31 protein-coding genes are annotated in these 25,774 nt (G+C 59.5%); 17 read left to right on the top strand and 14 right to left on the bottom strand.

The window, feature by feature from the left end; translation table 11 throughout:
- Positions 1-21: 21 nt before the first annotated feature.
- On the bottom strand, positions 22-300 hold the full coding sequence (locus ACP3TY_RS02060) for a hypothetical protein (RefSeq protein ID WP_053123707.1): 279 nt from the start codon (positions 298-300) through the stop codon (positions 22-24).
- A 193-nt stretch (positions 301-493) separates the two neighbouring features.
- Between ACP3TY_RS02060 and ACP3TY_RS02055 the strand changes: the two genes are divergently transcribed.
- On the top strand, positions 494-700 hold the full coding sequence (locus ACP3TY_RS02055) for a hypothetical protein (RefSeq protein ID WP_027612213.1): 207 nt from the start codon (positions 494-496) through the stop codon (positions 698-700).
- 160 nt (positions 701-860) lie between these two features.
- Here ACP3TY_RS02055 and ACP3TY_RS02050 read toward each other — a convergent pair whose 3' ends face one another.
- Complete coding sequence (locus ACP3TY_RS02050) at positions 861-1,445, bottom strand: YajG family lipoprotein (protein WP_008086137.1); 585 nt, start codon at positions 1,443-1,445, stop codon at positions 861-863.
- Positions 1,446-1,650: 205 nt separating this feature from the next.
- On the opposite strand from ACP3TY_RS02050, the gene ACP3TY_RS02045 reads away from it, so the two are divergent.
- Complete coding sequence (locus ACP3TY_RS02045; RefSeq protein WP_053123709.1) at positions 1,651-1,884, top strand: hypothetical protein; 234 nt, start codon at positions 1,651-1,653, stop codon at positions 1,882-1,884.
- A 69-nt stretch (positions 1,885-1,953) separates the two neighbouring features.
- Here ACP3TY_RS02045 and ACP3TY_RS02040 read toward each other — a convergent pair whose 3' ends face one another.
- On the bottom strand, positions 1,954-2,190 hold the full coding sequence (locus ACP3TY_RS02040) for a hypothetical protein (protein ID WP_156316182.1): 237 nt from the start codon (positions 2,188-2,190) through the stop codon (positions 1,954-1,956).
- 402 nt (positions 2,191-2,592) lie between these two features.
- On the opposite strand from ACP3TY_RS02040, the gene mqo reads away from it, so the two are divergent.
- Positions 2,593-4,101 carry a malate dehydrogenase (quinone) gene (mqo, locus tag ACP3TY_RS02035; RefSeq protein WP_053123713.1) on the top strand — a complete coding sequence of 503 codons (1,509 nt, stop codon included), beginning with the start codon at positions 2,593-2,595 and terminating at the stop codon, positions 4,099-4,101.
- Positions 4,102-4,238: 137 nt separating this feature from the next.
- On the opposite strand, the gene ACP3TY_RS02030 is transcribed toward mqo, so the two are convergent.
- The 3 genes from ACP3TY_RS02030 to ACP3TY_RS02020 all read right to left on the bottom strand — a co-directional run bounded on the left by ACP3TY_RS02030 (position 4,239) and on the right by ACP3TY_RS02020 (position 5,751).
- The gene (locus tag ACP3TY_RS02030; protein ID WP_053123715.1) at positions 4,239-4,526 is read right to left on the bottom strand and encodes a PA4642 family protein; all 288 of its coding nucleotides are present in this window, start codon (positions 4,524-4,526) and stop codon (positions 4,239-4,241) included.
- 63 nt (positions 4,527-4,589) lie between these two features.
- Positions 4,590-5,069, bottom strand: a complete 480-nt coding sequence (locus ACP3TY_RS02025) for a hypothetical protein (protein ID WP_400754539.1) — start codon at positions 5,067-5,069, stop codon at positions 4,590-4,592.
- A gap of 124 nt (positions 5,070-5,193) precedes the next feature.
- Positions 5,194-5,751, bottom strand: coding sequence for a hypoxanthine-guanine phosphoribosyltransferase (locus ACP3TY_RS02020; RefSeq protein WP_159814630.1), 558 nt, complete (start codon positions 5,749-5,751; stop codon positions 5,194-5,196).
- Between the two features lie 162 nt (positions 5,752-5,913).
- Here ACP3TY_RS02020 and upp point away from each other — a divergent pair, with 162 nt between their 5' ends.
- Both upp and ACP3TY_RS02010 read left to right on the top strand, forming a co-directional pair.
- Positions 5,914-6,552, top strand: coding sequence for a uracil phosphoribosyltransferase (upp, locus tag ACP3TY_RS02015; protein WP_007912842.1), 639 nt, complete (start codon positions 5,914-5,916; stop codon positions 6,550-6,552).
- A gap of 2 nt (positions 6,553-6,554) precedes the next feature.
- Positions 6,555-7,829: a uracil-xanthine permease family protein gene (locus ACP3TY_RS02010; RefSeq protein WP_008086144.1), complete on the top strand. Its 1,275-nt coding sequence runs from the start codon at positions 6,555-6,557 to the stop codon at positions 7,827-7,829.
- A gap of 150 nt (positions 7,830-7,979) precedes the next feature.
- Here the strand turns inward: ACP3TY_RS02010 and hemH are convergent, their stop codons facing one another.
- Complete coding sequence (gene hemH / locus ACP3TY_RS02005; RefSeq protein WP_426619163.1) at positions 7,980-9,005, bottom strand: ferrochelatase; 1,026 nt, start codon at positions 9,003-9,005, stop codon at positions 7,980-7,982.
- A 13-nt stretch (positions 9,006-9,018) separates the two neighbouring features.
- Complete coding sequence (locus ACP3TY_RS02000; protein WP_426619162.1) at positions 9,019-9,921, bottom strand: TIGR01777 family oxidoreductase; 903 nt, start codon at positions 9,919-9,921, stop codon at positions 9,019-9,021.
- 197 nt (positions 9,922-10,118) lie between these two features.
- Between ACP3TY_RS02000 and ACP3TY_RS01995 the strand changes: the two genes are divergently transcribed.
- The 12 genes from ACP3TY_RS01995 (at position 10,119) to ACP3TY_RS01940 (ending at position 20,208) form a co-directional block, all read left to right on the top strand.
- Complete coding sequence (locus ACP3TY_RS01995) at positions 10,119-11,105, top strand: NAD(P)/FAD-dependent oxidoreductase (protein WP_053123729.1); 987 nt, start codon at positions 10,119-10,121, stop codon at positions 11,103-11,105.
- Positions 11,102-11,320, top strand: coding sequence for a TIGR02450 family Trp-rich protein (locus ACP3TY_RS01990; RefSeq protein WP_053123731.1), 219 nt, complete (start codon positions 11,102-11,104; stop codon positions 11,318-11,320). Before ACP3TY_RS01995 ends, ACP3TY_RS01990 begins: the two co-directional genes overlap by 4 nt.
- 178 nt (positions 11,321-11,498) lie before the next feature.
- A complete protein-coding gene (locus ACP3TY_RS01985; protein ID WP_426619161.1) occupies positions 11,499-12,461 on the top strand; it encodes a YbgA family protein in 963 nt (320 codons plus the stop codon).
- Positions 12,461-13,402: a MerR family transcriptional regulator gene (locus tag ACP3TY_RS01980; protein WP_400651611.1), complete on the top strand. Its 942-nt coding sequence runs from the start codon at positions 12,461-12,463 to the stop codon at positions 13,400-13,402. The genes ACP3TY_RS01985 and ACP3TY_RS01980 overlap by 1 nt, the downstream gene beginning before the upstream one ends.
- Positions 13,403-13,418: 16 nt before the next feature.
- Positions 13,419-14,864 (top strand): deoxyribodipyrimidine photo-lyase, encoded by a 1,446-nt coding sequence (phrB, locus tag ACP3TY_RS01975; RefSeq protein ID WP_212548756.1) that lies wholly within the window; start codon positions 13,419-13,421, stop codon positions 14,862-14,864.
- The gene (locus ACP3TY_RS01970; RefSeq protein ID WP_053123738.1) at positions 14,857-15,279 is read left to right on the top strand and encodes a nuclear transport factor 2 family protein; all 423 of its coding nucleotides are present in this window, start codon (positions 14,857-14,859) and stop codon (positions 15,277-15,279) included. Before phrB ends, ACP3TY_RS01970 begins: the two co-directional genes overlap by 8 nt.
- Entirely contained in the window at positions 15,276-16,058 is a 783-nt protein-coding gene (locus ACP3TY_RS01965) for an SDR family NAD(P)-dependent oxidoreductase (RefSeq protein WP_053123740.1), read from the top strand. The genes ACP3TY_RS01970 and ACP3TY_RS01965 overlap by 4 nt, the downstream gene beginning before the upstream one ends.
- Complete coding sequence (locus ACP3TY_RS01960) at positions 16,055-17,302, top strand: NAD(P)/FAD-dependent oxidoreductase (protein WP_426619160.1); 1,248 nt, start codon at positions 16,055-16,057, stop codon at positions 17,300-17,302. Before ACP3TY_RS01965 ends, ACP3TY_RS01960 begins: the two co-directional genes overlap by 4 nt.
- Positions 17,299-18,114 (top strand): DUF1365 domain-containing protein, encoded by an 816-nt coding sequence (locus tag ACP3TY_RS01955; RefSeq protein WP_053123744.1) that lies wholly within the window; start codon positions 17,299-17,301, stop codon positions 18,112-18,114. The genes ACP3TY_RS01960 and ACP3TY_RS01955 overlap by 4 nt, the downstream gene beginning before the upstream one ends.
- Complete coding sequence (locus tag ACP3TY_RS01950) at positions 18,101-19,366, top strand: class I SAM-dependent methyltransferase (RefSeq protein WP_426619159.1); 1,266 nt, start codon at positions 18,101-18,103, stop codon at positions 19,364-19,366. The genes ACP3TY_RS01955 and ACP3TY_RS01950 overlap by 14 nt, the downstream gene beginning before the upstream one ends.
- Positions 19,359-19,850 (top strand): DUF2878 domain-containing protein, encoded by a 492-nt coding sequence (locus ACP3TY_RS01945; RefSeq protein WP_426619158.1) that lies wholly within the window; start codon positions 19,359-19,361, stop codon positions 19,848-19,850. The genes ACP3TY_RS01950 and ACP3TY_RS01945 overlap by 8 nt, the downstream gene beginning before the upstream one ends.
- 52 nt (positions 19,851-19,902) lie before the next feature.
- A complete protein-coding gene (locus ACP3TY_RS01940; protein WP_426619157.1) occupies positions 19,903-20,208 on the top strand; it encodes a YkgJ family cysteine cluster protein in 306 nt (101 codons plus the stop codon).
- A gap of 114 nt (positions 20,209-20,322) precedes the next feature.
- Here ACP3TY_RS01940 and ACP3TY_RS01935 read toward each other — a convergent pair whose 3' ends face one another.
- The 6 genes from ACP3TY_RS01935 to hemA all read right to left on the bottom strand — a co-directional run bounded on the left by ACP3TY_RS01935 (position 20,323) and on the right by hemA (position 25,683).
- On the bottom strand, positions 20,323-20,841 hold the full coding sequence (locus tag ACP3TY_RS01935) for an acyloxyacyl hydrolase (protein WP_426619156.1): 519 nt from the start codon (positions 20,839-20,841) through the stop codon (positions 20,323-20,325).
- 112 nt (positions 20,842-20,953) lie between these two features.
- Positions 20,954-21,745, bottom strand: a complete 792-nt coding sequence (gene murI, locus ACP3TY_RS01930) for a glutamate racemase (RefSeq protein WP_426619155.1) — start codon at positions 21,743-21,745, stop codon at positions 20,954-20,956.
- Entirely contained in the window at positions 21,738-22,493 is a 756-nt protein-coding gene (locus ACP3TY_RS01925; RefSeq protein WP_426619154.1) for a molybdopterin-synthase adenylyltransferase MoeB, read from the bottom strand. Before ACP3TY_RS01925 ends, murI begins: the two co-directional genes overlap by 8 nt.
- Positions 22,487-23,317 (bottom strand): peptide chain release factor N(5)-glutamine methyltransferase, encoded by an 831-nt coding sequence (gene prmC, locus ACP3TY_RS01920; RefSeq protein WP_426619153.1) that lies wholly within the window; start codon positions 23,315-23,317, stop codon positions 22,487-22,489. Before prmC ends, ACP3TY_RS01925 begins: the two co-directional genes overlap by 7 nt.
- Entirely contained in the window at positions 23,318-24,400 is a 1,083-nt protein-coding gene (prfA, locus tag ACP3TY_RS01915; RefSeq protein WP_053123761.1) for a peptide chain release factor 1, read from the bottom strand. It abuts the gene before it with no gap.
- Complete coding sequence (hemA, locus tag ACP3TY_RS01910; RefSeq protein ID WP_053123763.1) at positions 24,397-25,683, bottom strand: glutamyl-tRNA reductase; 1,287 nt, start codon at positions 25,681-25,683, stop codon at positions 24,397-24,399. Before hemA ends, prfA begins: the two co-directional genes overlap by 4 nt.
- Positions 25,684-25,774 lie beyond the last annotated feature (91 nt).

Here is a 25,774-nt window from a genome sequence, read left to right as displayed (position 1 = left end):
GAAGGCTGCGATCTTTTGCTTTTAGTAACGCGTGCTGATCCACGAGACGATCAGTGCCAGCCCCAGGCAAGCAAAACCAAATCGATAGAAAAACCGGTTCATGCGCAAGGTCGCCCAATCAAGAATGGGCTCGGCATTCGGCTGCGCGTTGCGCTGGGCGGCGATGCTGGCCATTGCGCGTTGTTCGCGGCGGCGCGTTGCGTGCAGCAGCCAACTGCCCGGGAACGCCAACAGCAGCGCCAGCAGGTTGATCAATTTGGCGGGATGGGCGGTAAACAGCGTCATCAAGTGCAGCGACATCACAGACCTCTATCTAAACCGGTGTGGCAGGCGCCAGACCGACGACCGCGGCGCGGATTCTAACCAAACCTTGGCCCCCTGCCCCAGCCTTTACGACAAATAACGTAACAATCGACCGATGGCTGTCCTGTGTCACGGCATCGTCATCTGGATAACCCAAGATGCGCGCCTCGAAACCGACAGGGAACGCGTCATGTTGCACGCCGAAAACCAGGATCGCCTCTACCTCATCACCCCGACCGACGAACAGCAAAGCCTCGTCGGCAGTCTTGCCTTCAATGTTCAGGATCGCCACTGGCTGGTGTATTGCGCGCTGGGCGGGCATCAGCATGCGGATTTGCCGGAGACGGATTTGTTGACGGGGGTTAGCGTGCTCGACTTCTACTCGCAGGCTGCCTGAATAAAACTCCCCGTGTAGGAGCTGCCGAAGCCTGCGATCTTGTGATCTTAAAACCAACATCAAAAGATCGCAGCCTTCGGCAGCTCCTACAGGGAATCGATCTGTATGAAAAAGCCCGGGGTCATCACTGGCCCCGGGCTTTTTCACATCCGCTGAAAGCTTACTCAGCGAGCACCTGACCCACGGTCGGATCCTTGAACAGACGCGTCAGCGCATCGCTCAACACGTCGCTGACCAGTTTGGTGTTGGTTTCCTGGTTCGGCGCCATGCCGAAACGCTGATCCAGCGACGCGCCGTAACGGCCGCTGTAACGGCGGTTGGCGTTCTGCACATCGGAGCGGAAGGTCGCGCCGATGGTCGCTTCCGTCACGTACATGCCTTCTTTCGGCGACTGGTATTTCAGCTCGGCCAGGGTCACGGTCAGCTGCGGCGCGTTCGGTGCATTGTTGGTCGGGGTGAAACCGAGCAGACGCACGGCGGCTTCAGCCTGAGCTTGCAGCTTCGGCAGGATCTGCTCGCGCTGCACGGTGATAGCGCTGGTTTCCGGGTACAGACCGCCACGGGTGCCGAGGGTTGGCGACGGACGACCGTCTACCACACGCACGACAACGGGCTGGCCACGGCCGACCGCAGGCAACTGCGTGGTCAGCTTCGGCTCCGGATTCAGTTGTTGCGGGCTGTGGGCGCAGCCGGCCAGGGTCAAACCGGCCACAGTGATCAAACCGAACAACAGGCGTTGCAACATGCTCTTCTCTCCAGAATCAGGCACAAACAGGCCGGCAGTATAGCGGTGGGCCACTGCGGGTCACCAGCGTCACACGGTGAATACTGAAATGTCTGACACAGCCGTGGCAGGCCGGTTCCTGTCACGCCGCTGTCATCTGCCGTACATGTTGACGTCACGCCCTGCTGGCAACCTTCAAACAAGTCCTCCAGCAAGGTAATCGGCCATGCGTTATTTGATCTCGTTGTTTGCGCCACGCCCGTTGCACCGCAGCTTTGCCCTGCTCGACCGCAACGGCCATTGTCAGGCATTCAAGCAGTGCAGCCTGCAACCGATGGGTGACGGTTGGGTGGAAATCGAAGAAATTCGTCTCAACTGGTTGCACCACCCATTGCCCGCCAGCGCCCGCGTCATAGCGCCGCAGCCTCGTGCACGCGCTCAGGCGATGTTGAGCATCTGACCGGATGCCTAATAAAAGTCATTAAACACGACCAACTCCCCGCATTTCTTCGATACAATCTCCCCCCGATTATAAGGACGTCTCCTGATCGGGCCCCGCAACAGCGTCAATGCGCATCGCATCGACATCAAAATCGCCCACAGAGAGCCGCCCACACAGATCGAGTGAAGTTGGCGCGCTTGCCTGTTCTTCCGGCAAAAACCCCGCTTTTCGCGAATCTGCAGAGCTGTCATGACGCTCGGCCGCCGCGTTGTTTTTGCCCTCGGGCAAGGTGCCAAGCCAAGACAGCCCTTTTTTGAGGTTCACGTCTTCAAAAGAGCGTGAAAAAAACGGGTTTTCACAACTTCACAAGAGTGTGGCGAGCAAATGAATAGTTTTGCGTCTGAACATGCACCATTAGCGTCTGGAACAGCCCAACGACACAGGACCGGGTATACCTCGAATATCGGAGCCTGAAGCCTGTCCGCTACGGATTTGGTTGCACAAAAACGGATGTCTCGACCATAAGTCGAATTGCCAGCTGCGTGCTGAAATGAGTTCATGGAGCTTTTGAAGCCAGGCCGCATGCATCCGTCGAAGTTGCGAAAAATTGCGAAGATTCGGACATGGCGAACCTGACCACGGATAGCCTGGACACAATTGATCTGTCCCGGAACGCCTGGCAGCCATGCCGACAATTTGGTGCTGCAGATTTTGGAGACGCGTTAAATGGCGCATAACGAAGCAGTCGACGTAGTACTGGTTGGGGCCGGCATCATGAGTGCCACCCTCGCCGTACTGCTCAAAGAGCTCGACCCCGCGATCAAGCTGGAAGTCGTCGAGCTGATGGATTCCGGTGCTGCGGAGAGTTCCAACCCGTGGAACAACGCCGGTACCGGTCACGCTGGTCTTTGCGAGCTGAATTACACGCCGCAGGCCGCCGATGGCACCGTCGACATCAAGAAAGCCGTGCACATCAACACCCAGTTCGAGGTGTCGAAGCAGTTCTGGTCGTACCTGACCAAGAAAGGCACCTTCGGCTCGTGCAAATCGTTCATCAGCCCGGTACCGCACCTGAGCTTCGTGCAGGGTGATTCCGGCGTGTCGTTCCTCAAAGAACGCTTTGACGTGCTGCACAAGCACCACGCCTTCGCCGACATGGAATACACCGAAGACAAGGCCAAAATGGCCGAGTGGATGCCGCTGATGATGCCGGGCCGCTCGCCGGACGAAGTCCTCGCTGCCACCCGCGTGATGAACGGCACCGACGTCAACTTCGGCGCGCTGACCAATCAGTTGCTCAAGCACCTGACCAGCGCTCCCGACACTCAGGTCAAATACTGCAAGCGCGTGACTGGTCTCAAGCGTAACGGCAGCGGCTGGACCGTGAGCATCAAAGACGTCAACAACGGCAACACCCGTGAAGTCGATGCCAAATTCGTCTTCCTCGGTGCAGGTGGCGCGGCGTTGCCGTTGCTGCAGGCTTCGGGCATCGAAGAAAGCAAAGGCTTCGGCGGCTTCCCGATCAGCGGCCAGTGGCTGCGTTGCGATAATCCGGAAGTGGTCAAACAGCATCAGGCCAAGGTTTACAGCCAGGCCGCTGTGGGTTCGCCACCGATGTCGGTGCCGCACCTGGACACCCGCGTGGTCGACGGCAAGAAATCCCTGCTGTTCGGGCCATACGCCGGTTTCACCACCAAGTTCCTCAAGCACGGCTCCTTCATGGACCTGCCGCTGTCGGTTCGCGCCGGTAACATCGGGCCGATGCTGGCCGTGGCGAAAAACAACATGGATCTGACCAAGTACCTGGTCAGCGAAGTGATGCAATCGATGGAACAGCGTCTGGATTCCCTGCGCCGTTTCTACCCGGAAGCGAAAGCCGAAGACTGGCGTCTGGAAGTGGCTGGCCAACGGGTGCAGATCATCAAGAAAGACCCGAAAAAGGGCGGCATCCTGCAATTCGGTACCGAACTGGTGTCGGCCAAGGACGGTTCGCTGGCCGCGCTGCTCGGCGCTTCGCCAGGCGCTTCGGTGACCGTTTCGATCATGCTCGAACTGATCGAGAAGTGCTTCCCGAATCAGGCCAAGGGTGAGTGGGCGGCGAAACTGGCCGAGATCTTCCCGGCCCGTGAAAAGGTGCTGGAAACCGATGCTGCGCTGTATCGCAAGATCAACACGCAGAACAACATCGCGCTGGAACTGGTTGAAGAAAGCAGCGAGACACCAAGCTACGCTTGATCTTGCGGCATAAAAAACGCCCCGATCGGGGCGTTTTTTTATGGCCTTGAAAAGCAAAAGATCGCAGCCTTCGGCAGCTCCTACACAGTCACCATAAATCCCATGTAGGAGCTGCCGCAGGCTGCGATCTTTTGACCTTAACCGCGGGACTTTTCGATCAGTTCGATGTAGTCCGGGGCATTACGCTGATCGGCGATCAGCTCAACAAAGGTCTTGCCCTGCTCGTCCTTGCCATCAACGTCATAACCGGCCTCAACGAAGAAACCCAGGAAGCGTTCGAAGTCGTCGATACGCAAGCCACGGTAGGCCTTGATCAGTTTGTGCAGCGACGGCGAAGTGGCGTCGACCGGTTCAAAATCGAGGAACAGCTTGATCTGCTCATCGCCGATCTCGTCACCAATCACTTGTTTCTTATCTTTACGCATTGCCGACTCCAGCTCGCAGACATTACACGGGGCGGGCAGTTTACCCCTGCCCTGCCGCCGGGCTCAACGCGAACGCGTGCTGCCGGTGTGCAAATCGGCCCAGATGTGGCCGTTGGCGTAACTGAGGAACTGCACATAGACGGTGTCATTGCGCAGCAAATCGATGATCACGCGGTATTGGGCCTGTGGATAAAACAACGTCAGGGTTTTGCTTTTGTCGTCGTAAATCGGCTTTTTCAGGCTTTTGCTTTCGCCGTCAAAATTGACCAGCACCTGCGTGATGGTCGCACCCTTGTTCAGGGATTTGCCCTTGAGACGGATCAGCAGCGGTGACGTGACCGGAATCGGTTGTTGATTGGATTGACGTTGCGCGCCCACCACCACGGAATAATCGGTGACCTGCATGAGTTGCTGTTGCTCGGGCTCGGCATCGCGCACGGTCAGATCGTCCGGCGGCAGGAATTGACTGTGCATCGGCGCGGCGGACAGAGGCAGGCTGAAGATCAGGAAAAGCGCGGCGAGGCTGCGGATCAAGAGGCTCATGACAGGCTCCGGAGGGCGGGGCCGAGCACTCTAGCATGGGATTAAAAGCAAAAGATCGCAGCGTTCCGCAGCTCCTACATTGAACCTGTAGGAGCTGCCGAAGGCTGCGATCTTTTGATCTTGCTTACATGCCTTTAACGGCAAAAATCCCGTTGGCGTTGCGCCAGTAGCCTTTGTAGTCCATGCCGTAACCGAAGATATAACGGTCGATGCACGGCAAGCCGACGAAATCGGCTTTCAGGTCAGGACGCGCCTTGCGGTCGTGATCCTTGTCGATCAGCACCGCGGTGTGCACTTTGCGCGCGCCAGCGTGTTTGCAGAAGTCGATGATCGCGCCGAGGGTGTGACCTTCGTCGAGGATGTCGTCGATGATCAGCACGTCGCGGTCGATGAACGAGACTTCCGGCTTGGCTTTCCAGAACAGGTCGCCGCCGCTGGTTTCGTTGCGATAACGGGTTGCGTGCAGGTAGGACGCTTCCAGCGGGAAGTGCAGATGCGTCAGCAGTTTGCCGGAAAAGATCAGGCCGCCGTTCATCACGCAGAACACCACAGGGTTGCTGTCAGCCAGTTGTTCGTTGATTTGTGCACCGACACGGGCGATGGCCGCCTCGACTTCAGCTTCGGTGTACAGGCAGTCAGCCTCTCGCATGACTTGACGGATATGCTCGAGATCAGCGGACATGGCGCTCTCCAGGGGGTTCGATTTCGGAAAAGCGGGCAAAGGTACGCATCCCGCGAGGTCGAATCAAGCATTTGTGGACTAACGTACTGTATGTCCTATAGGACATCACCCTCGGATAGATTAATCTAGGCCGGTTTTTTTGCCCGCCGCCGGAGTTTTTCCATGCCCATCCTCGAGATCCGCCATCCGCTGATCCGTCATAAACTCGGCCTGATGCGCCGCGCCGATATCAGCACCAAGAACTTCCGTGAGCTCGCTCAGGAAGTCGGCGCCCTGTTGACCTATGAAGCTACAAAAGATTTGCCGCTGGAGTCCTACGATATTGCAGGCTGGTGCGGCACTGTGTCGGTCGAGAAAATCGCCGGCAAGAAGATCACCGTCGTGCCGATCCTGCGCGCCGGCATCGGCATGCTTGAAGGCGTGCTGAGCCTGATCCCGGGTGCCAAGGTTTCCGCTGTGGGTGTCGCCCGCAACGAAGAAACCCTGCAAGCGCACACCTATCTGGAAAAACTGGTTCCGGAAATCGACGAACGGTTGGCGATGATCATCGACCCGATGCTCGCCACTGGCAGCTCGATGGTTGCGACCATCGACCTGTTGAAAAAGGCCGGCTGCAAAGACATCCGCGCGATGGTGCTGGTTGCTGCGCCGGAAGGCATTGCTGCCGTCGAGAAGGCTCACCCGGACGTGACCATCTACACCGCGTCCATCGATGAGCGTTTGAACGAGCACGGTTACATCATCCCTGGGCTTGGCGACGCCGGTGACAAGATCTTCGGCACCAAGCAGAAGGACGCGTAACCATGCAGCAAGAGTTCAACGATCCGCTCTGGCGCACGGTGCTGTCCGGCGCCCAGATGCTGTTCGTGGCTTTCGGCGCTTTGGTGCTGATGCCGCTGATCACGGGCCTCGACCCGAACGTGGCACTGTTTACCGCGGGTCTGGGGACGATCCTGTTCCAGATCGTCACCGGGCGTCAGGTGCCGGTGTTTCTGGCGTCGAGCTTCGCTTTCATTACTCCGATCATTCTCGCCAAGGGCCAGTTCGGCCTCGCCGCGACCATGGGCGGTGTGATGGCGGCCGGTTTCGTCTACACCTTCCTGGGCCTGGCCGTGAAGATCAAAGGCACGGGCTTCATTGACCGCTTGCTGCCGCCGGTAGTGATTGGCCCGGTGATCATCTCCATCGGCCTGGCCATGGCGCCGATTGCCGCGAACATGGCGATGGGCAAGGCTGGCGACGGTTCGGAACTGATTCACTACCAGACCGCGATGCTGATCTCGATGCCAGCGCTGCTGACCACGTTGATCGTGGCGGTGTTCGGTAAAGGCATCTTCCGCCTGGTGCCGATCATTTCCGGTGTGCTGGTCGGTTTTGCCATGTCGTTCTATTTCGGCGTGGTCGACACCGCGAAGATTGCCGCTGCGCCATGGTTTGCGATTCCGCACTTCACCGCGCCGGAGTTCAACTGGCAGGCGATTCTGTTCATCGTTCCGGTGGCCTTGGCCCCGGCCATCGAACACATCGGCGGCGTGATTGCTGTGGGTAGCGTGACCGGTCGCGACTATCTGAAGAAGCCGGGCCTGCATCGCACCTTGCTAGGTGACGGCATTGCCACCACCGCCGCCGGTCTGTTTGGCGGTCCGCCGAATACCACCTACGCCGAAGTGACTGGCGCGGTGATGCTGACCAAGAACTACAACCCGAAAATCATGACCTGGGCGGCGGTTTTCGCCATCACCCTGGCGTTCATCGGCAAGTTCGGCGCGCTGCTGCAAAGCATTCCGGTGCCGGTGATGGGCGGGATTCTGTGCCTGTTGTTCGGTTCGATCGCGGCGGTGGGCATGAACACCCTGATCCGTCACAAGATCGATTTGGGCGAAGCACGCAATCTGGTGATTGTCTCGGTGACGTTGGTGTTCGGGATTGGCGGTGTGCTGGTTGGCACTGGCACTGGCCCGGACGACTTCGGCCTCAAAGGCATCGCGCTGTGCGCGGTGGTGGCGATTGCGCTGAACCTGATCCTGCCGGGCAATGACGGCTGGAAGAACAAGAAGGCGGATGAGCCGCTGATCTAAACTTTTAGATCTGATCGTTCCCACGCTCTGCGTGGGAATGTCTCTAGGGACGCTCCGCGTCCAGTGACGCGGAGCGTCACGGGCTGCATTCCCACGCGGAGCGTGGGAACGATCATGTGGGAGCGGGCTTGCTCGCGAAGCTTTTGGCTTTTAAAGGGCCAACGGTGCTCGTTCGCAGAGGGTCGCCAACGCCTTCGCCCATTGCGGGTCGTCGTTCAGGCACGGCACAAGAATCAACTCCTCGCCCCCTGCTTCGCGGAACTGTTCCTTGCCGCGATCGCCAATCTCTTCCAGCGTTTCGATGCAGTCGGCGACAAACGCCGGGCACATCACCAGCAACTTCTTCACGCCGCTTTTACCCAACTCATCCAGCCGCGCTTCGGTGTACGGCTCGATCCACTTTGCCTTGCCCAACCTCGACTGAAACGACACCGACCACTTGCCGTCCGCCAATCCCATGCGCTCGGCAAACAGCGCGGCGGTGCGCAGGCATTGCGCGCGATAACAGGTGGCCAATACTGCCGGCGAAGCGTTCTTGCAGCAGTCTTCGTTCTTGAAACAATGATTGCCCGTCGGGTCGAGCTTGGTCAGGTGCCGCTCCGGCAAGCCATGAAAGCTCAGCAGCAAGTGATCGTAATCCTGCAGCAGATGCGGCTTGGCACTTTCAACCAGCGCGTCGAGGTATTCCGGCTGATCGTAGAACGGTTGCAGCACCGACAATTGCACATTCAACTTCTTCTCACGAATCACCCGTTTGGCTTCTTCGATCACGGTGGTCGTGGTGCTGTCGGCGAACTGCGGATACAGCGGCGCCAGCGTGATGCGTTTGTGCCCCGCCGCGACCAGTTTCAGCAAGCAGGTTGCAATCGACGGCTCGCCGTAGCGCATCGCCAGTTCGACCGGCCCTTGCGTCCACTGCGCCTTCATCTGCTGTTGCAGACGTTGGCTGAGCACCACCAGTGGCGAGCCCTCCTCCCACCAGATCGACGCGTAGGCATGGGCTGACTGCTCCGGGCGTTTGATCAGGATCAGCGACACCAGCAAACGCCGCAGCGGCCATGGCAGGTCGATCACGTACGGATCCATCAAAAACTGATTGAGGTAACTGCGCACATCGGCCACCGAAGTGGAGGCCGGGGAGCCCAGGTTGACCAGAAGCAAGGCGTGATCGGTCATGCAACGTCCTATTTCAGAGGCGGCTGGAGAGATCATCCAAAGCCGCGCGTAATTCCGTGAACTGGAAAGTGAAACCCGCTTCCAGCAAGCGTGCCGGCGTAGCCTTTTGGCCGCCGAGCAACAACAAAGACATCTCGCCGAGACCGACCTTCAGTGCCAGGGTCGGCATCGGCATGAACGCCGGGCGGTGCAATACGCTGCCCAGGGTTTTGGCAAATTCGCGATTGCGCACAGGTTGCGGCGCGCACGCATTATAAGGACCACTGGCCTGCTCGCGGTGCAGAAGAAAATCAATCAGGGCGATTTGATCATCGATATGAATCCACGGCATCCATTGCCGACCGTTGCCCAAAGGCCCGCCCAGCCCAAGCTTGAACGGAAACAGCAGCCGCGACAAAAAGCCGCCCTCGGCCGACAGCACCAAACCGGTTCGCACCAGCACCACGCGAATGCCCAGCGCTTCAGCACGTTGCGCGGTTTCTTCCCAGGCGATGCACAGCTGACTGGCGAAGTCGTCGATCACCGGCGGCGATTCTTCCGTCAGCTCACGTTCGCCGCCATCGCCGTACCAGCCGATCGCCGAGCCGGAAATCAACAGCGCCGGTTTCTGCGCGCGAGTTTCGAGCCACGCCAGCAAGGTTTCCGTCAGCGTGATGCGACTGCTCCACAGCAACGCCTTGCGCCGATGCGTCCACGGCCGATCGGCAATCGGAGCGCCAGCGAGGTTGATGATCGCGTCTAACGGCTCATCACCCAGGTCTTCGAGACGAGCGATGCCACGCACCTGTGCGCCGCAAATTTTCGCGACTTTTTCCGGCGTGCGGCTCCATACCGTCAGACGATGACCCTGCGCGGACCAGTGTCGGCAGAGTTGTCGGCCGATCAAACCAGTACCGCCGGTCAGCAATATGTGCATGACATCTTCCTCGCGTGGCGTTTAACCCGGATCACTAGTCTATTTTTAAAAGCAGGGATCTTTTCTATCGGGCAGGCTCTATTGTTTAACCATAGGCCAAGCTGTCAGAACGAGAACGCTAGAAGTTATACCAGAAAACAAAATTGTACAGGTTTCAATCACGGCGTAGTCTGTACAGAAAGGTAAACGAGGCCCCTATGACTGTACCTATCGCAATCATCGGCACCGGCATCGCCGGGCTCTCCGCCGCCCAGGCTCTGACAGAGACCGGGCATACCGTGCAACTGTTCGATAAAAGCCGCGGCAGCGGTGGGCGCATGTCGAGCAAACGCAGCGACGCCGGTTCGCTGGACATGGGCGCGCAATATTTCACCGCCCGCGACCGGCGCTTCGTCACCGAAGTACAGCGTTGGCAAAGCCAGGGCTGGGTCGCCGAGTGGACGCCGCAGCTCTACACCTATCAGGGCGGGCAACTGAACCTGTCGCCGGACGAGCAGACACGCTGGGTTGGCGCGCCGCGCATGAGCGCCATCACCCGTGGTTTGCTCGACGGTCTGGAAGTGCATTTCGCCTGCCGCATCACCGAAGTTTTTCGCGGTGAAGAGCACTGGCATTTGCAGGACGCTGAAGGCTTCACCCACGGCCCCTTCAGCCACGTGGTGATCGCCACGCCGGCGCCGCAAGCCACGGCATTATTGGCCGCAGCACCGAAGCTCGCCGGCGCCGCTGCCGGGGTGAAGATGGATCCGACGTGGGCCGTTGCCCTCGCCTTTGACACGCCTTTGGATACGCCAATCGAAGGCTGCTTCGTGCAGGACAGCCCGCTCGACTGGCTGGCGCGCAACCGCAGCAAACCCGGGCGCGACAACACCCTCGACACCTGGGTGCTGCACGCGACCAGCGCCTGGAGTCGGCAACACATCGACCTGTCCAAGGAAGCGGTGATCGAGCATCTGCACGGTGCATTCGCTGAATTGCTGCACAGCGCGATGCCGGCGCCGAGCTTTAGCCTCGCCCATCGCTGGCTCTATGCACGCCCGGCAACGGGGCACGAATGGGGCACGCTGGCCGATGCCGATCTGGGCTTGTATGCCTGCGGCGACTGGTGCCTGTCCGGGCGTGTGGAGGGTGCATGGCTGAGTGGTCAGGAGGCTGCACGCCGCTTGCACGAACACCTGCAATGAACCGCATCAACCCGCGCAAGTTGCTGCTGTCGAAATGGACAGCAGCCCACCCGCAGAATCGCGAAAAGCATTTTCTGGTGACCGAATTGTTCCGCGATGAGGAGGGCACGGTGCTGGAAGTTGAATTGCAGGCCGTGCTGACCAAGCGCGCCGAACGCCTCGATTGGCAGACGCTCCAAAACAGCACTGACTGGAAAATCGGTTGGCTCATGTAGGAGCTGCCGAAGGCTGCGATCTGTTGATCTTGCTTTTAAATCAACATCAAAAGATCGCAGCCTTCGGCAGCTCCTACAGAAAGTTATACAAACAATTTGACTTGTACACCTTTGAATCTATGCTAACGCAATGTTGTACAGAGATTGCACTCTGTACAGGTTTAGATTCGAGGTGCCTATGCTTGCCCTGCCCGCCGCCAAACCGAAAATCGCCATCAGTGCCTGCCTGTTGGGTGCCGAGGTGCGCTACAACGGTGGCCACAAGGAATCGCGCCTGTGCAGCCGCACCCTCACTGAATATTTCGAATTCGCCCCGGTTTGCCCGGAAGTCGCTATCGGCCTCGGCATTCCCCGCGAGCCGATTCGCCTCGTCGGTGATCCCGAACATCCGCAAGCCATCGGCACAGTCAATCCGGCGATCAACGTCACCCAGCCACTGGCCGAATACGGCGAGAAAATGGCCGCTGACCTTGATGACATCTGCGGCTACATATTTATGCAGCAATCGCCGTCCTGCGGGCTGGAGCGGGTCAAGGTCTATCACGCCAACGGCGCTCCGGTGAATGGCGGCGGACGCGGCATTTATGCCCAAGCCTTCTGCGCACAACACCCGGATTTGCCGGTGGAAGAAGCCGGGCGTCTCAACGATCCGGTGCTGCGGGAAAACTTCATCACCCGCGTATTTGCCTACAGTGCCTGGCAGCAGGTACTCGCCGATGGCCTGAGCCGTCGCGCCCTCACCGAATTTCACTCGCGCTACAAATACTTGCTGATGGCCCACAACCCGCTGCAATACAAAGCGTTGGGCAAACTGCTGGGCAACATGGCGCACACCGATCCCGCCGAACTCGGCCCGCGCTACTTCAGCGAACTGATGGCCGCGCTGAAAAAATGCGCCACGCGCGGCACGCACTGCAACGTGCTGCTGCACATCAGCGGTTACCTGAAACAGGTGATCAGCGCCGAAGACAAACAGGAAATGGTGCACGTTATCGACCAATACCGCCTCGGCATTGTGCCGCTGGTGGTGCCGTTGACGCTGCTCAAGCATCACTTTCGCCAACACCCCGATCCGTACATCGCGCAACAGGTTTACCTGCAACCGCACCCGGAAAACCTCAGCCTGCGAAACGCCATCTGATGAACGACAAACTCGACTCCAGTGCCCAGGAAGACCTCGGCGCCGATTTCAAGAAAGCCCTTGATGAAGGCTGGTTGCCGATCCGCGAAGTCGCGCGGCAAACCGGCGTCAACGCGATCACTTTGCGCGCGTGGGAACGTCGCTACGGGCTGATCGTGCCGCAACGCACACCCAAGGGCCATCGGCTGTATTCCGCTGAACATGTGCAACGAATTCTGGCGATCCTGACCTGGCTCAATCGTGGCGTTGCAGTCAGCCAGGTCAAGCCGCTCCTAGACACCCCGCAAGCCTTCAGCGAACCGGTGGAAAACGATTGGCAACGCCTGCGTCAAACGTTGCTCGCCGCCGTCACCCAGCTCAACGAACGCAACCTCGACGACAGCGTCAACCAAGCGATGGCGCTGTACCCGCCGCGCACCTTGTGTGAGCAGTTGTTGATGCCGCTGCTGGCTGAGCTCGAACAACGCTGGCAGGGCCAATTCGGTGCGCAGATGGAGCGCACGTTCTTTTTTTCCTGGCTGCGCAGCAAATTCGGTGCGCGCATCTACCATAACAATCGTCAGCTGCACGCCGCACCGCTGCTGTTGATCAACCACTCCGACCTGCCACTGGAACCTCATCTGTGGCTATGCGCGTGGCTGATCAGCAGCGCCGATTGCCCGGTGCAAGTGTTTGACTGGCCGTTACCGGCCGGCGAACTGGCGCTGGCCGTCGAACACCTGCAAGCCCGTGGCGTGCTGCTCTATTCGAGCAAGGCCATGAACCTTGCCCACCTGCCCAAGCTACTGAACGGAGTCAGTTGCCCAAAAATGATTGTCGGACCAACGGTATGCATCCACCACGCCGAGTTGTCCGTAAGAACTTCCGAGATCGCTGATGTGTACCTGGCTGAAGATGCGCTGTCAGCGCACCAGGTACTCGTTCAGCGTGGACTGATTTAATGATGGGTTTAATGTCATGCAATTGATCTGGCTGCGCAGCGACTTGCGCCAACACGACAACACCGCTCTCGCGGCCGCCGCAGCCCGCGGCCCGACCGTGGCCGTGTACCTGTTGAGCCCGCAGCAGTGGCTGGAACACGACGATGCCGCGTGCAAGGTCGACTTCTGGTTACGCAATCTCAAAGAACTGAGCAACAGCCTCGGCGAGCTGAACATCCCCTTGTTGATCCGCACTGCCAATCATTGGGATCAGGCTCCAGCGGAGCTGCTCAAGCTGTGCCGCGAACTGAAGGTCGAAGCGGTTCACGTCAACGAAGAATACGGCGTCCACGAAAGCCGTCGCGATGCCGCCGTGGCGGAAACCTTGCAGGCCGAAGGCATCGAGTTTCACAGCTACCTCGATCAACTGCTGTTCAAACCGGGCACCGTGCTGACCAAAACCGACACCTATTTCAAGGTGTTCAGCCAGTTCAGAAAGGTCTGCTACGAACGCCTGCACCGCTCCATGCCGGCGCTGGTCAAGGCGCCCGGCAAACAGGCAACACTCAAGGTCGACAGCGACCCGATTCCTGACTCGGTCAAAGGCTTCGCCACCCCAAGCGAATCCCTGCAAGCCCTGTGGCCGGCCGGTGAAGAAGAAGCGCGCCGTCGCCTCGACACCTTCACCGACGCGCAGATCGAATACTACAAAAGCGAACGCGACTTCCCGGCCAAACCCGGCACCAGTCAGCTCTCGGCGTACCTCGCCGCTGGCGTGATCTCACCGCGCCAATGCCTGCACGCCGCGTTGCAAAGCAATCAGGGCGAATTCGAAAGCGGCAACGTCGGCGCCGTCACCTGGATCAACGAACTGCTCTGGCGCGAGTTCTACAAACACATTCTGGTCGGCTACCCACGGGTTTCGCGTCACCGTGCTTTCCGCCCGGAAACCGAGGCCTTGGCCTGGCGTGATGCGCCGGAGGAACTCAAGGCTTGGCAAGAAGCGCGCACCGGCCTGCCGATCATCGACGCGGCGATGCGCCAATTGCTCGAAACCGGCTGGATGCACAACCGTCTGCGCATGGTCGTGGCGATGTTCCTGACCAAAAACCTGTTGATCGATTGGCGTGAAGGCGAGCGCTTTTTCATGCGTCATCTGATCGACGGCGATCTGGCGGCGAACAACGGTGGCTGGCAATGGAGCTCCTCGACCGGCACCGACTCCGCGCCGTACTTCCGCATTTTCAATCCGTTGAGCCAGTCGGAAAAATTCGACAGCGAAGGCCTGTTCATCAAGCACTGGCTGCCGGAACTCGCCGGGCTGAACAAAAAGGAAATCCACAACCCGGCCAACCTTGGCGGACTGTTTGGCGTCGCCGATTATCCGTCGCCAATCGTCAATCTCAGCGCCTCCCGTGAGCGCGCACTGGCCGCGTTCAAGAGCCTGCCATCGCGCACGGCAATGGAGGGCAGTGATGAGTGAATTCCTGCGCCGCTTCGCCCAACAATTTTGCGAGTTGAACAAAGACAACCTGCACCGGCTGGGCGAGCTGTACAGCGATGACATTCATTTCACCGACCCGTTGCACGAAGTGCAGGGGCTCAAGCAACTGCACGATTATTTCAGCGAGCTGTACGCCAACGTCAGCGAGCTGCGGTTTGATTTTCATGGCTTCGATCAGATCAGCGACGGCGAAGGCTATCTGCGCTGGGTCATGAGTTACCGCCATCCGCGCCTGGCGAGTGGTCAGGTGATTCGCGTCAGCGGCTGCTCGCATCTGCTCTGGCGCGACAAGGTTTATCGCCACCGGGATTACTTCGATGCCGGGGCGCTGTTGTATGAACATTTACCCGTATTGGGCCGGGTCATCGCCTGGCTAAAAAGGAGAATGGGATGAGTCGTACACCTCCACGGCGCTATTGGTTGACCGGGGCCAGCAGTGGCATCGGCGCGGCGCTCGCTGAAGAGATTCTGAAAAGCGGCGCGCACCTGGCGGTCAGCTCGCGCTCGGTCGCGGCACTGAAAGTCTTGTCGCAACGCTATCCAGGCCAGGTTTTAGTGGTGCCGGGGGATTTGACCAACAGTCAGACCGTGCGCGAAATCGGTGAGCAGATCGCTGAAGTCTGGGGCTCGCTGGATTCGGTGATTCTCAACGCCGGCACCTGTGAATATGTCGACGCCAAGCAGTTCGATGCGTCGATCATCGAGCACGTGGTGCGCACCAATCTGCTCGCCAGCAGCTACTGCATCGAAGCCGCCCTGCCGCTGTTGCGCAAAGGCACCGCGCCGCATCTGATCGGCGTCGCCAGTTCGGTGACGTACTTGCCGCTACCACGGGCCGAAGCCTACGGCGCGTCGAAGGCCGGGCTGCGTTATCTGTTTGAATCGCTGCGCATCGATCTGGCGGATGAAGGCATCGAAGTCACCATCGTCAGCCCCGGTTTCGTCGAAACGCCGCTGACCGCGAAGAACGATTTCCCGATGCCGCTCAGTTGGCCTGTGGATAAAGCCGCGCGGCACATCTTCGCCAAGCTCAAGGATCGGCCACTGGAAATCGCCTTTCCGGCGCTGTTCATGGCGGCGCTGTGGCCGCTGTCGAAATTGCCCGCCAGCCTGCAACTGGCGATCGGCAAGCGCATGGTGCGTAAATCGCCGCCGCTGCGAGATCCAGCATGAAAATCGCCATCGTCGGCAGCGGGATCGCCGGGCTCACCTGCGCCCACCTGCTCAATCGCCGACATGACGTGCACGTGTTCGAGGCCAGCGACTGGGTCGGTGGCCACACGCACACGGTCGAAGTGACGGTCGACGGCCAGCAGTACGCGGTGGACACCGGGTTTATCGTCTTCAACGACTGGACGTACCCGAATTTCCTCCGCCTGCTCGGCCAGCTCGGCGTGCCGTTCAAAGCCACCGAAATGAGTTTTTCGGTGAGCGACCCGGACACCGGTCTGGAGTACAACGGCAACAACCTCAACAGCCTGTTCGCCCAGCGCAGCAATCTGTTGTCGCCTGCGTTCTGGGGCATGTTGCGCGACATTCTGCGCTTCAATAAAGAAGCCCAGCGCGACCTCGCCGAGTTGCGCATTTCCAGCGACATGACCCTCGACGATTACCTGAAAGCAGGCAACTACGGCGAGCGTTTCATCCTGCATTACATCGTGCCGATGGGCGCGGCGATCTGGTCGATGCCGATGGCCGAGATGCTCAATTTTCCGCTGCAATTCTTTGTGCGCTTCTTCAAGAATCACGGGCTGTTGTCGGTGAGCAATCGTCCGCAATGGCGGGTGATCGAGGGCGGTTCCAGCGCTTACATTGCGCCGCTGACCGCCGCGTTCAAAGACAAGATCCGCCTCAATTGCCCGGTAACGCGGGTTGATCGTGACGAGCATGGCGTAGTTATCCACAGCGCGGAGGGCAGCGAGCAGTTCGACAAAGTGGTGTTCGCCTGCCACAGCGATCAGGCCCTGCAATTGCTCGCCGAGCCGAGCGATGCCGAACGCGAAATCCTCGGCGCCCTGCCCTACGCCGATAACGAGGTGGTGCTGCACACCGACACGCGTTTGCTGCCAACACGCAAACTGGCCTGGGCCAGCTGGAACTATCGGCTCAGCGGCGCCGGTCATACTCACGCCGCCGTCACTTACGACATGAACATTCTGCAAGGCATTCAGAGCGACACCACGTTCTGCGTCAGCCTCAACCAGAGTGCCGGCATCAGCCCGTTCAAAGTGCTCGCCAAATACACCTACGCCCACCCGCAATACAGCCTCGCGGCGGTAGCGGCGCAAAATCGCTGGGCGGAACTGGACGGTGCGCAACATACGCATTATTGCGGCGCTTACTGGGCCAATGGTTTCCATGAAGACGGCGTGGTCAGTGCGTTGCGCGTGGCCTCGGCGTTCGGGGAAACCTTATGAACAGCGCCCTTTACAGCGGCTGGATCGGCCATCGGCGCTTCTCGCCGCGCAAGCATCAATTCCGCTACAAGATCGGTTTGCTCTATCTCGATCTCAGCGAACAGGACGCCGTGCTCGCGCTGTCGCCGCTGGCAGGTCGCAGCCGATTTGCACCGTTCTCCTTTCGCGAGACCGACTACCTCAAATCCTTCACCAGTCGCGGCGTGCGTTTGATTGATGCGGTGCGCCAACAGGTCGGCGCCGCCATCGGTCACGAACCGCAAGGCGCGATCTGTCTGCTGACCCAAGCGCGCAGTTGGGGTTTGTCGTTCAATCCGGTGAGCTTCTTTTATTGCCACGAAGCCGATGGGCAACTGGCAGCGATCGTCTGCGAAGTCACCAACACGCCGTGGCGCGAGCGTTATCACTATGTGTTGCCGGCCCGTGCGCCGAGCAATCTGCAGGATTTCCACCAGCACTTTGCCGTGGCCAAGGCCTTTCACGTTTCGCCGTTTCTGCCGCGCGACCTCGAATACCGCATGAGCTTCAGCCCCGCCGCGAAAAATCTCGGCGTACACATGGCCGACTGGCAGGGCGAGGAAAAACTGTTCGACGCGACGCTCAATCTGCAACGCGAAGCCCTCGACCGTCGCAGCCTGCATCGCTACCTGAAACGCTTTCCGTGGATGACCGCAAAAACCGCGTTGGCCATTTACTGGCAAGCGCTGCGGCTGTTGCTTAAACGCGTACCGATCTTTGCTCATCAGGCTGCCGACGGCAGCTTTCAAACCGCCACTGTGCCTCCCAAGGAGCACCGCCATGAAATCCTCTAGCCTGTCGGTCAGTCGGCTCAGCACCAACGGTTTGACCGGTTCGTTGCTGCGCCGCGGCGTATTGCGCCAATTGGGTCAGCTCAAAAACGGGCAACTGCTGGTGGTCGAGGATGGCGAACGCTTGATGTTTGGCACGCCGGGCAGTGCGATGCTCGGGGAAATCCACGTGCTGGATTCGGCCCTGTGGGGCATGGTTGCCAGCAACGGTTCGATCGGTGCGGGCGAGGCGTTTATTCACGGTTACTGGAGTTCGCCGGATCTGACGGCGGTAGTGCGCGTGTTCGTCAGCAACCTTGAAGTGCTCGATGCGATGGAGGGCGGACTGGCCCGCATCAGTCGGCCGTTGGTGCAAGGTCTGCACTGGCTCAATCGCAATACACGCAAGGGTTCGCAGAAGAACATCGCGGCGCATTACGACCTCGGCAACGATCTGTTCGAACAGTTTCTCGACCCGACCATGATGTATTCGGCGGCGCAATTTCTTACTCCCGAAGACACGCTGGAGCAGGCGCAACTGAACAAACTGGAGCGCATCTGCCAGAAGCTCGCGCTCAAGCCCAGCGATCACTTGCTCGAGATTGGCACCGGTTGGGGCAGCATGGCGCTTTACGCCGCACAGAATTACGGTTGCCGCGTCACCACCACGACGCTGTCGAAAGAGCAGTACGCCTTCACCGCCCAGCGCATCGAGCAACTCGGTTTGCAGGATCAAGTGACGCTGCTGCTGGAGGACTACCGCGACCTCACGGGCGAGTACGACAAACTGGTGTCGATCGAGATGATCGAAGCGGTCGGCCATCGCTTCCTGCCGACCTATTTCAAACAGTGCGCGCACTTGCTCAAGAGCAACGGTTTGATGCTGATCCAGGCGATCACCATTCGCGAGCAACGCTACGAACAGGCCAAACGCGGCGTCGACTTCATTCAGCGCTACATCTTCCCCGGTGGCGCCCTGCCCTGTGTGCAGAAGATGCTCGAAGTGGTCAGCCGCGACACCGACATGAACCTGCTGCACATGGAAGATTTCGGCCTGCATTACGCCAAGACCCTGCGCCTGTGGCACGAGAACTTTCGCCGCGCCCATGGCCGTTTGACCGAGCTGGGTTACGACGATTATTTCCTGCGACTGTGGGAGTTTTACCTGTGCTACTGCGAAGGTGGGTTCCTCGAACGCACCATCGGCACCGCGCAATTGCTGCTGGCCAAACCCGCGGCGATGACTGCGCCATTGCTTGGCCGCTTCGATGCTTGAGCGAGTTGCCAATGCCGTGTTGTTCCAGATCGGCTGGCTGACCTGCGTAATCGGCGGCAACAGTTTGTGGTTGTTGCTGGCATTGGCAGTGCTGGTGATTCATCTGCGCTGGATCAGCAGTTGGGCGGCTGAGGGACGTTTGATTCTCAGCGTGGTGATTGTCGGTACAGCGGTGGACAGCGTATTGCGCGGCGCCGGCGTGTTTGAATTTCAGGATCAATCGCCGCTGATTCCGCTGTGGCTGATGCTGCTGTGGGCGTTGCTTGCGACCACGTTGCGGCACTGTCTGCAATGGAGTGGTCGGCCCTGGTGGCTGGCGAGTGGATTGGGCGCGGTGGGTGGCGCGTTGTCGTATTACGGCGGTGGACGACTCGCCGGGGTGCAATTTCCCTACGGCGAATTACCGACACTGATTGGCATCGGCCTGCTCTGGGCACTGTTGTTTCCGCTTTTGCACTCTATGGCGCGGCGGTTGGCGGGCTGAGCGTCTGTCAGACCATTCACACGCACCGCAGCGACTGCCTTACACTGGCGCCATGAAAACCATCCCCCACCAGCAAATCACCGAGCCTGCAGTCACCTGCTCGACCTGCGCGGCGTGCTGCTGCCAGCTCGAAGTGATGCTGATCACCGACACCGGCGTGCCTGATCGCTTTATCGATACCGATGAGTGGGGCGGCGAAGTGATGCTGCGCCTGGACGACGGCTGGTGCGCGGCGCTGGATCGCGACACGATGATGTGCACGATCTACGAAAAACGCCCGCTGATCTGCCGCGAATTCGAAATGGGCGCCCCCGAGTGCCTCGAAGAACGCCAACGCATTACCACTGCCTACCGCTGATCTACCCGTTTTTTGTAGGAGCAGAGCTTGCTCGCGAACGCGATGGTTCAGTCAACATTCTCATCGACTGACACTGCGCCTTCGCGAGCAAGCTCGGCTCCTACAAGGGTGCGGTTACAACGGCATTGTGTAGTGCAGCGCGTAGCTTTCTACGCCGTCGTTACTGCTGGCCAGGCCGGCGTTGGAATAGTGCGTCGCACGGATCCCGACTTCATGCCCGCCATTGAAACGCAGACCAAAACCGATACTGTCTTCGAACTGGAGCGAGCCGCCAATGTTGTTGGATTCGTACTTGGTGTTGGAGAACGCGGCAACGCCGATGCCCGCCTCTACATACGGTTTGACCGACTGGCCGGCAAACTCGTAAACAAATACCGGCGAGAACGACAGACTGTTGTTGCTGGAGGTCTTGTCACCTTCCCAATAGGTGTAGGCGCCGCTCCAGTAACCGGTCAGGCGACCGACGTCGCTCTGCAGCCAGCTCTGATCCCAATCAAAATTCATCCCCAGGCGGTAGGTCATGGTCGAATCGCTGGTGGCCCCCACCGCAAATTCAACACCTGCCGCTTGTGCAGTAATGCTTTGCCCCATTAGTGCGGCCGCAATCGCGGCCAAGCAGAATAGTCGCTTCACTTTGAAACTTCCTTTTCCGGAACGATCGTTTGGTTTTCTGGTTAACACAACGCTATAGAAGTCTGCGCCTGAATAGAAGTTCAGACGAATTTCAGCTTATTTCACGTTTTTTTCACAAACCGAAGTTTTGCACATCATTCGCGATTTGCCCCAGCAATGGCAGGACATTTTTGAAGGACTGCAGATCCGCGCTGGTCCAGAATCTGACCGATCGGTTCGGCCCCTCAGCCAGCAGATCGCGCTCGGCCAGCAGCCGTTGAAGTTGCCGCGCCACAGCGGCGCCGGTGTCGATCAAACTGATGTCCGCCGGGATCATCGATTTGAGCATCGGCTTGAGGAAGGGATAGTGCGTGCAACCAAGAATGATCGTGTCGCAACCGTTGGCCAGCAACGGATCGACATAACTTTTCAACAACGCGCGCAATGTGTCGCTGTGCAGGTCACCGCTTTCAATCAGCTCGACCAGTCCGGGACAAGGCTGGGTAATCACCCGCACATCGGTGGCGAAGCGATCAAGTAATGCCGCGAACTTGGCACTCTGCAAAGTGCCCGTAGTGGCGAGCACGCCGACCACACCGCTACGGGTCGCAGCCGCCGCCGGTTTCACCGCAGGTTCCATGCCGACAATCGGCCAGTCCGGGTAATCACGACGCAGATCGGCAACTCCGGCGACGGTCGCCGTGTTGCAGGCCAGCACCAACGCCTTGGCGCCCTGCTCGCGGAAAAACCCAGCCATCACGCTGCAACGCTGGCGGATAAATTCCGGGGTTTTCTCGCCATAGGGAATGTGCCCGCAATCGGCGACATAGAGCAGCGATTCGTTGGGCAACAATTGCTGGATTTCTGCCAGTACCGACAAACCGCCGACACCGGAATCGAACACGCCGATCGGCGCTTCACGCATGGCGCGAACCACAGACACTGCAACCCGGATCACGCTTGACGCGCAGCTCACGGAAACGCGAGCCCAGCGCATCGATCAGCAACAAACGGCCCACCAGCGGCTCGCCGAAACCGACCAGCACTTTCAACGCTTCAAGCGCTTGCAGACTGCCAACCAGCCCCACCAACGGCCCGACAACACCCGCTTCGCTGCAGGTCAATTCGGCTTCGCTGCCGTGGCCGTACAAGCAGTGGTAGCACGGGCTCTCATCGCGGCGCGGGTCGAACACCGACAATTGCCCTTCAAGGCGAATCGCCGCGCCGCTGACCAGCGGTTTGCGCGCCGCCACACACGCGGCGTTGACCGCCTCGCGCGTAAAAAAATTATCGGAACAGTCGAGCACCAGATCCACCGCTGTCACGGCGGCGGCGAGAGAATCCTCGTCCAGCGCCTGCCGATGGGCGATCAGTTGAATATCCGGATTGATCGCACTCAGACGCTTGAGCGCCGAATCGACCTTGCTCATGCCGACGCTGTCGGTGTCATGAATGATTTGGCGTTGCAGGTTGGTCAGATCGACCGTGTCGAAATCCGCCAGATGCAACTCACCGACACCCGCCGCCGCCAGATACAAGGCGACCGGCGCGCCGAGACCACCGAGGCCGACGATCAGCACGCGACTGTCCTTGAGCTTCAACTGGCCATCGATGTCGATGTGTTGCAGCAGAATCTGCCGGCTGTAGCGCAGCAACTCCTGATCATTCAGCACGGCAGGCGTCCCAGACTGATGCGTTGATGGCCGCCCAGATCGGTGCGGCTGTGGACTTCTTCAAAACCGCGCGTCAGCAACAGATCGCGCACGGCTTCGGCTTGATCATAGCCATGTTCGAGCATCAGCCAGCCACCGGCCTCCAGATACTCCGGGGACTGAGCGACGATCAAACGCAGGTCATCGAGGCCGTCTTCACCGGCGACCAAGGCGCTGGCCGGTTCGAAGCGCACATCGCCTTCGACCAGATGCGGATCGGCCGCCGCAATATACGGCGGGTTGCTGATGATCAACTGAAAACGCTGACCGGCCAGCGAGCTGAACCAATGGCTGCTCAGCACCGTGGCGTTGTTCAAATGCAGGCGCTGACGATTGCGTTCGGCCAGTGCCACGGCTTCGAGCACGCGATCCACCGCAGTGACTTTCCACGCCGGACGTTCGCTGGCCAAGGCCAAGGCGATCGCGCCGCTGCCAGTGCCGAGGTCGAGCACTTTAGCCGGCGTCGCGGGCAGCAATTCCAGCGCCGCTTCCACCAGCAATTCAGTGTCCGGACGCGGGATCAGCGTGTGCGGCGCGACTTCCAGATCGAGTTTCCAGAAACCCTGCTGACCAAGAATGTAGGCCACCGGCTCACCGCCACGGCGACGTTGCAGGTACTCGGCAAAGGTCAGCGCCGCTTCACTCGGCACGATGCGCTCGGGCCAGGTGTGCAGAAAACTGCGCGACTTGCCCAGTGCAGCGGCCAGAAGCAATTCGGCGTCCAGACGCGCAGTGGGCGAGTCCGGCAGTTCGGCGGCGCGCAACAGGCTGGCAATGATGGTCATTTATTCACCTATCGCTGCGAGTTGGTCAGCCTGGTATTCGGCCAGCAACGGCTCGATCACCGCATCAACGCCACCGGCGAGAATTTCATCAAGGGAGTACAGGGTCAGGTTGACGCGATGGTCGGTAACCCGGCCCTGAGCAAAGTTGTACGTGCGAATGCGTTCGGAGCGGTCGCCGGAACCGACCAGCAATTTGCGCTCGCTGGCGATGGCATTCGCCGCCGCTGCGGTCTGCTGATCGTTGAGTTTCGCCGACAGCCAGGCCATCGCCCGGGCACGGTTCTTGTGCTGGGAACGCTCTTCCTGACACTCAACGACGGTGCCGGTCGGAATGTGCGTGATGCGGATCGCCGAATCGGTGGTGTTGACGTGCTGACCGCCGGCCCCGGAGGAACGGAACGTGTCGACGCGCAAATCCGCCGGGTTGATCTCGATCGCTTCGCGCTCGTCCGGCTCGGGCAATACCGCCACGGTGCAGGCCGAGGTGTGGATACGGCCCTGGGATTCGGTGGCGGGTACGCGCTGAACGCGGTGCGCGCCGGATTCGAATTTCAGTTTGCCGTAAACGTTGTCGCCTTCGATGCGCGCGATGACTTCTTTATAGCCGCCGTGTTCGCCTTCGTTTTCCGAGAGGATCTCCACGCGCCAGCCGCGACGCTCGGCGTAACGCGAGTACATGCGGAACAGGTCGCCGGAGAAGATCGCCGCCTCGTCGCCACCGGTGCCGGCGCGAATTTCGAGGAAGACGTTGCGGCCATCGTTGGGATCCTTCGGCAGCAACATGCGTTGCAGATCGGCTTCCAGGGTGATCAGCGATTCTTTGGCTTCGCGGACTTCTTCCACGGCCATTTCACGCATGTCCGGGTCGTTGTCTTTGAGCAGCGCCTGCGCGCTTTCAAGATCGCTTTGTACGCTGAGGAGCTTTTTATAGCCTTGTACGACCGGCTCGATTTCGGCGTATTCCTTGGAATAGGCGCGGAATTTGCTCTGATCGGCAATGACTTCGCCGTCGCCGAGCAGCGCGGTCAGTTCCTCGAAACGATCCTGGAGGATGTCCAGCTTATTGTGCAGTGACGCTTTCATTGCGGTTTTTTATCCGAAAAGCTATCCGGTGAGCCCTCGAGGGCAAAGAGTTCCTGGGCCATGGCCAGCGCATCGAGGCGGCCTTCGGCAGAAAGCTTTTTCAGTTGCACGCTGGGCGCATGCAACAGTTTATTGGTCAGGCCACGGGCCAGTTGCCCGAGCACGTCTTCGGCGTTGCCGCCGTTGGCCAGGAGACGCAGGGCTTTTTGCAGCTCTTCGTCGCGCAGGCGTTCGCTCTGTTGACGATAGGCCTTGAGCACATCAACCGCCGCGAGTTCGCGCAGGCGCACCATGAAATCGTCGGCGCCGACCGAAACCATCTCTTCGGCGGCTTGCGCTGCGCCCTGGCGGCTCTTGAGGTTTTCGGCGACCACTTCGTGGAGATCGTCGACGCTGTACAGGTAAACGTCGTCCAGTTCGCCGACTTCCGGTTCGATATCCCGGGGAACCGCGATGTCGACCATGAAGATCGGTTTGTGCTTGCGCAGTTTCAAAGCACTTTCCACCGCGCCCTTGCCGAGGATTGGCAACTGACTGGCGGTCGAACTGATCACGATATCGCTGCGCACCAGTTCTGCCGGGATGTCCGAGAGCAGCACCGCGTGGGCGCCGAACTGTTCGGCGAGCAAACTGGCGCGTTCGAGCGTGCGGTTAGCGACGACGATGCGCTTGACCCCCAGCTCGTGCAAATGGCGGGCGACCAAGGTGATGGTCTCGCCGGCGCCGATCAGCAAGGCCTGGCTGCGTTGCAAATCACTGAAAATCTGTTTGGCCAGACTGACGGCAGCAAACGCCACCGATACCGGGTTTTCGCCAATCGCCGTGTCGGTACGCACCTGCTTGGCGGCATTGAACGTCGCCTGAAACAGTCGCCCCAGCAGCGGGCCGATGGTGCCAGCCTCACGGGCCACGGCGTAGGCCGATTTCATTTGGCCGAGAATCTGCGGTTCGCCCAACACCAGCGAGTCAAGCCCGGAGGCGACGCGCATCATGTGACGAACTGCCGCATCATCTTCATGCACATAAGCACTCGCGCGCAGCTCATCGAGGCTTAAATGATGGTAATCAGCCAGCCAGCGCAAGACGACATCGGCAGAAAGCTGATCCTGTTCTATATAAAGCTCACTGCGATTGCAGGTGGAGAGGATCGCGGCTTCGCGGCTGTCGGTCAGTCGGCAAAGCTGCTGCAAGGCCTCCACCAGTTGCTCAGGCGTAAAAGCCACGCGCTCGCGGACGTCTACTGAAGCAGTCTTGTGGTTGATACCGAGTGCAAGGAAGGCCATTCAAAGTCGCTGGTGGTGACGTGAAGCCGGCAATTGTCCTACTTCGTCAGATTCAGAACAACTACCGCTGACTATTGTCCCAATGGTCAGT

The sequence above is a fragment of the Pseudomonas rustica genome (assembly GCF_049959085.1).
In the GTDB taxonomy this organism is placed as follows: domain Bacteria; phylum Pseudomonadota; class Gammaproteobacteria; order Pseudomonadales; family Pseudomonadaceae; genus Aquipseudomonas; species Aquipseudomonas rustica.
The sequence above is the reverse complement of the archived record's forward strand: the minus strand, read 5'-3'. Positions and strand labels throughout refer to the sequence as shown.

What these genes read in the sequence shown, in the direction of transcription:
- ACP3TY_RS02060 (WP_053123707.1), bottom strand. Translation starts at nt 300, where the DNA reads ATGTCGCTGCACTTGATGACGCTGTTTACCGCCCATCCCGCCAAATTG.
- ACP3TY_RS02055 (WP_027612213.1), top strand. Translation starts at nt 494, where the DNA reads ATGTTGCACGCCGAAAACCAGGATCGCCTCTACCTCATCACCCCGACC.
- ACP3TY_RS02050 (WP_008086137.1), bottom strand. Translation starts at nt 1,445, where the DNA reads ATGTTGCAACGCCTGTTGTTCGGTTTGATCACTGTGGCCGGTTTGACC.
- ACP3TY_RS02045 (WP_053123709.1), top strand. Translation starts at nt 1,651, where the DNA reads ATGCGTTATTTGATCTCGTTGTTTGCGCCACGCCCGTTGCACCGCAGC.
- mqo (WP_053123713.1), top strand. Translation starts at nt 2,593, where the DNA reads ATGGCGCATAACGAAGCAGTCGACGTAGTACTGGTTGGGGCCGGCATC.
- ACP3TY_RS02030 (WP_053123715.1), bottom strand. Translation starts at nt 4,526, where the DNA reads ATGCGTAAAGATAAGAAACAAGTGATTGGTGACGAGATCGGCGATGAG.
- ACP3TY_RS02025 (WP_400754539.1), bottom strand. Translation starts at nt 5,069, where the DNA reads ATGAGCCTCTTGATCCGCAGCCTCGCCGCGCTTTTCCTGATCTTCAGC.
- ACP3TY_RS02020 (WP_159814630.1), bottom strand. Translation starts at nt 5,751, where the DNA reads ATGTCCGCTGATCTCGAGCATATCCGTCAAGTCATGCGAGAGGCTGAC.
- upp (WP_007912842.1), top strand. Translation starts at nt 5,914, where the DNA reads ATGCCCATCCTCGAGATCCGCCATCCGCTGATCCGTCATAAACTCGGC.
- ACP3TY_RS02010 (WP_008086144.1), top strand. Translation starts at nt 6,555, where the DNA reads ATGCAGCAAGAGTTCAACGATCCGCTCTGGCGCACGGTGCTGTCCGGC.
- hemH (WP_426619163.1), bottom strand. Translation starts at nt 9,005, where the DNA reads ATGACCGATCACGCCTTGCTTCTGGTCAACCTGGGCTCCCCGGCCTCC.
- ACP3TY_RS02000 (WP_426619162.1), bottom strand. Translation starts at nt 9,921, where the DNA reads ATGCACATATTGCTGACCGGCGGTACTGGTTTGATCGGCCGACAACTC.
- ACP3TY_RS01995 (WP_053123729.1), top strand. Translation starts at nt 10,119, where the DNA reads ATGACTGTACCTATCGCAATCATCGGCACCGGCATCGCCGGGCTCTCC.
- ACP3TY_RS01990 (WP_053123731.1), top strand. Translation starts at nt 11,102, where the DNA reads ATGAACCGCATCAACCCGCGCAAGTTGCTGCTGTCGAAATGGACAGCA.
- ACP3TY_RS01985 (WP_426619161.1), top strand. Translation starts at nt 11,499, where the DNA reads ATGCTTGCCCTGCCCGCCGCCAAACCGAAAATCGCCATCAGTGCCTGC.
- ACP3TY_RS01980 (WP_400651611.1), top strand. Translation starts at nt 12,461, where the DNA reads ATGAACGACAAACTCGACTCCAGTGCCCAGGAAGACCTCGGCGCCGAT.
- phrB (WP_212548756.1), top strand. Translation starts at nt 13,419, where the DNA reads ATGCAATTGATCTGGCTGCGCAGCGACTTGCGCCAACACGACAACACC.
- ACP3TY_RS01970 (WP_053123738.1), top strand. Translation starts at nt 14,857, where the DNA reads ATGAGTGAATTCCTGCGCCGCTTCGCCCAACAATTTTGCGAGTTGAAC.
- ACP3TY_RS01965 (WP_053123740.1), top strand. Translation starts at nt 15,276, where the DNA reads ATGAGTCGTACACCTCCACGGCGCTATTGGTTGACCGGGGCCAGCAGT.
- ACP3TY_RS01960 (WP_426619160.1), top strand. Translation starts at nt 16,055, where the DNA reads ATGAAAATCGCCATCGTCGGCAGCGGGATCGCCGGGCTCACCTGCGCC.
- ACP3TY_RS01955 (WP_053123744.1), top strand. Translation starts at nt 17,299, where the DNA reads ATGAACAGCGCCCTTTACAGCGGCTGGATCGGCCATCGGCGCTTCTCG.
- ACP3TY_RS01950 (WP_426619159.1), top strand. Translation starts at nt 18,101, where the DNA reads ATGAAATCCTCTAGCCTGTCGGTCAGTCGGCTCAGCACCAACGGTTTG.
- ACP3TY_RS01945 (WP_426619158.1), top strand. Translation starts at nt 19,359, where the DNA reads ATGCTTGAGCGAGTTGCCAATGCCGTGTTGTTCCAGATCGGCTGGCTG.
- ACP3TY_RS01940 (WP_426619157.1), top strand. Translation starts at nt 19,903, where the DNA reads ATGAAAACCATCCCCCACCAGCAAATCACCGAGCCTGCAGTCACCTGC.
- murI (WP_426619155.1), bottom strand. Translation starts at nt 21,745, where the DNA reads ATGCGTGAAGCGCCGATCGGCGTGTTCGATTCCGGTGTCGGCGGTTTG.
- prmC (WP_426619153.1), bottom strand. Translation starts at nt 23,317, where the DNA reads ATGACCATCATTGCCAGCCTGTTGCGCGCCGCCGAACTGCCGGACTCG.
- prfA (WP_053123761.1), bottom strand. Translation starts at nt 24,400, where the DNA reads ATGAAAGCGTCACTGCACAATAAGCTGGACATCCTCCAGGATCGTTTC.
- hemA (WP_053123763.1), bottom strand. Translation starts at nt 25,683, where the DNA reads ATGGCCTTCCTTGCACTCGGTATCAACCACAAGACTGCTTCAGTAGAC.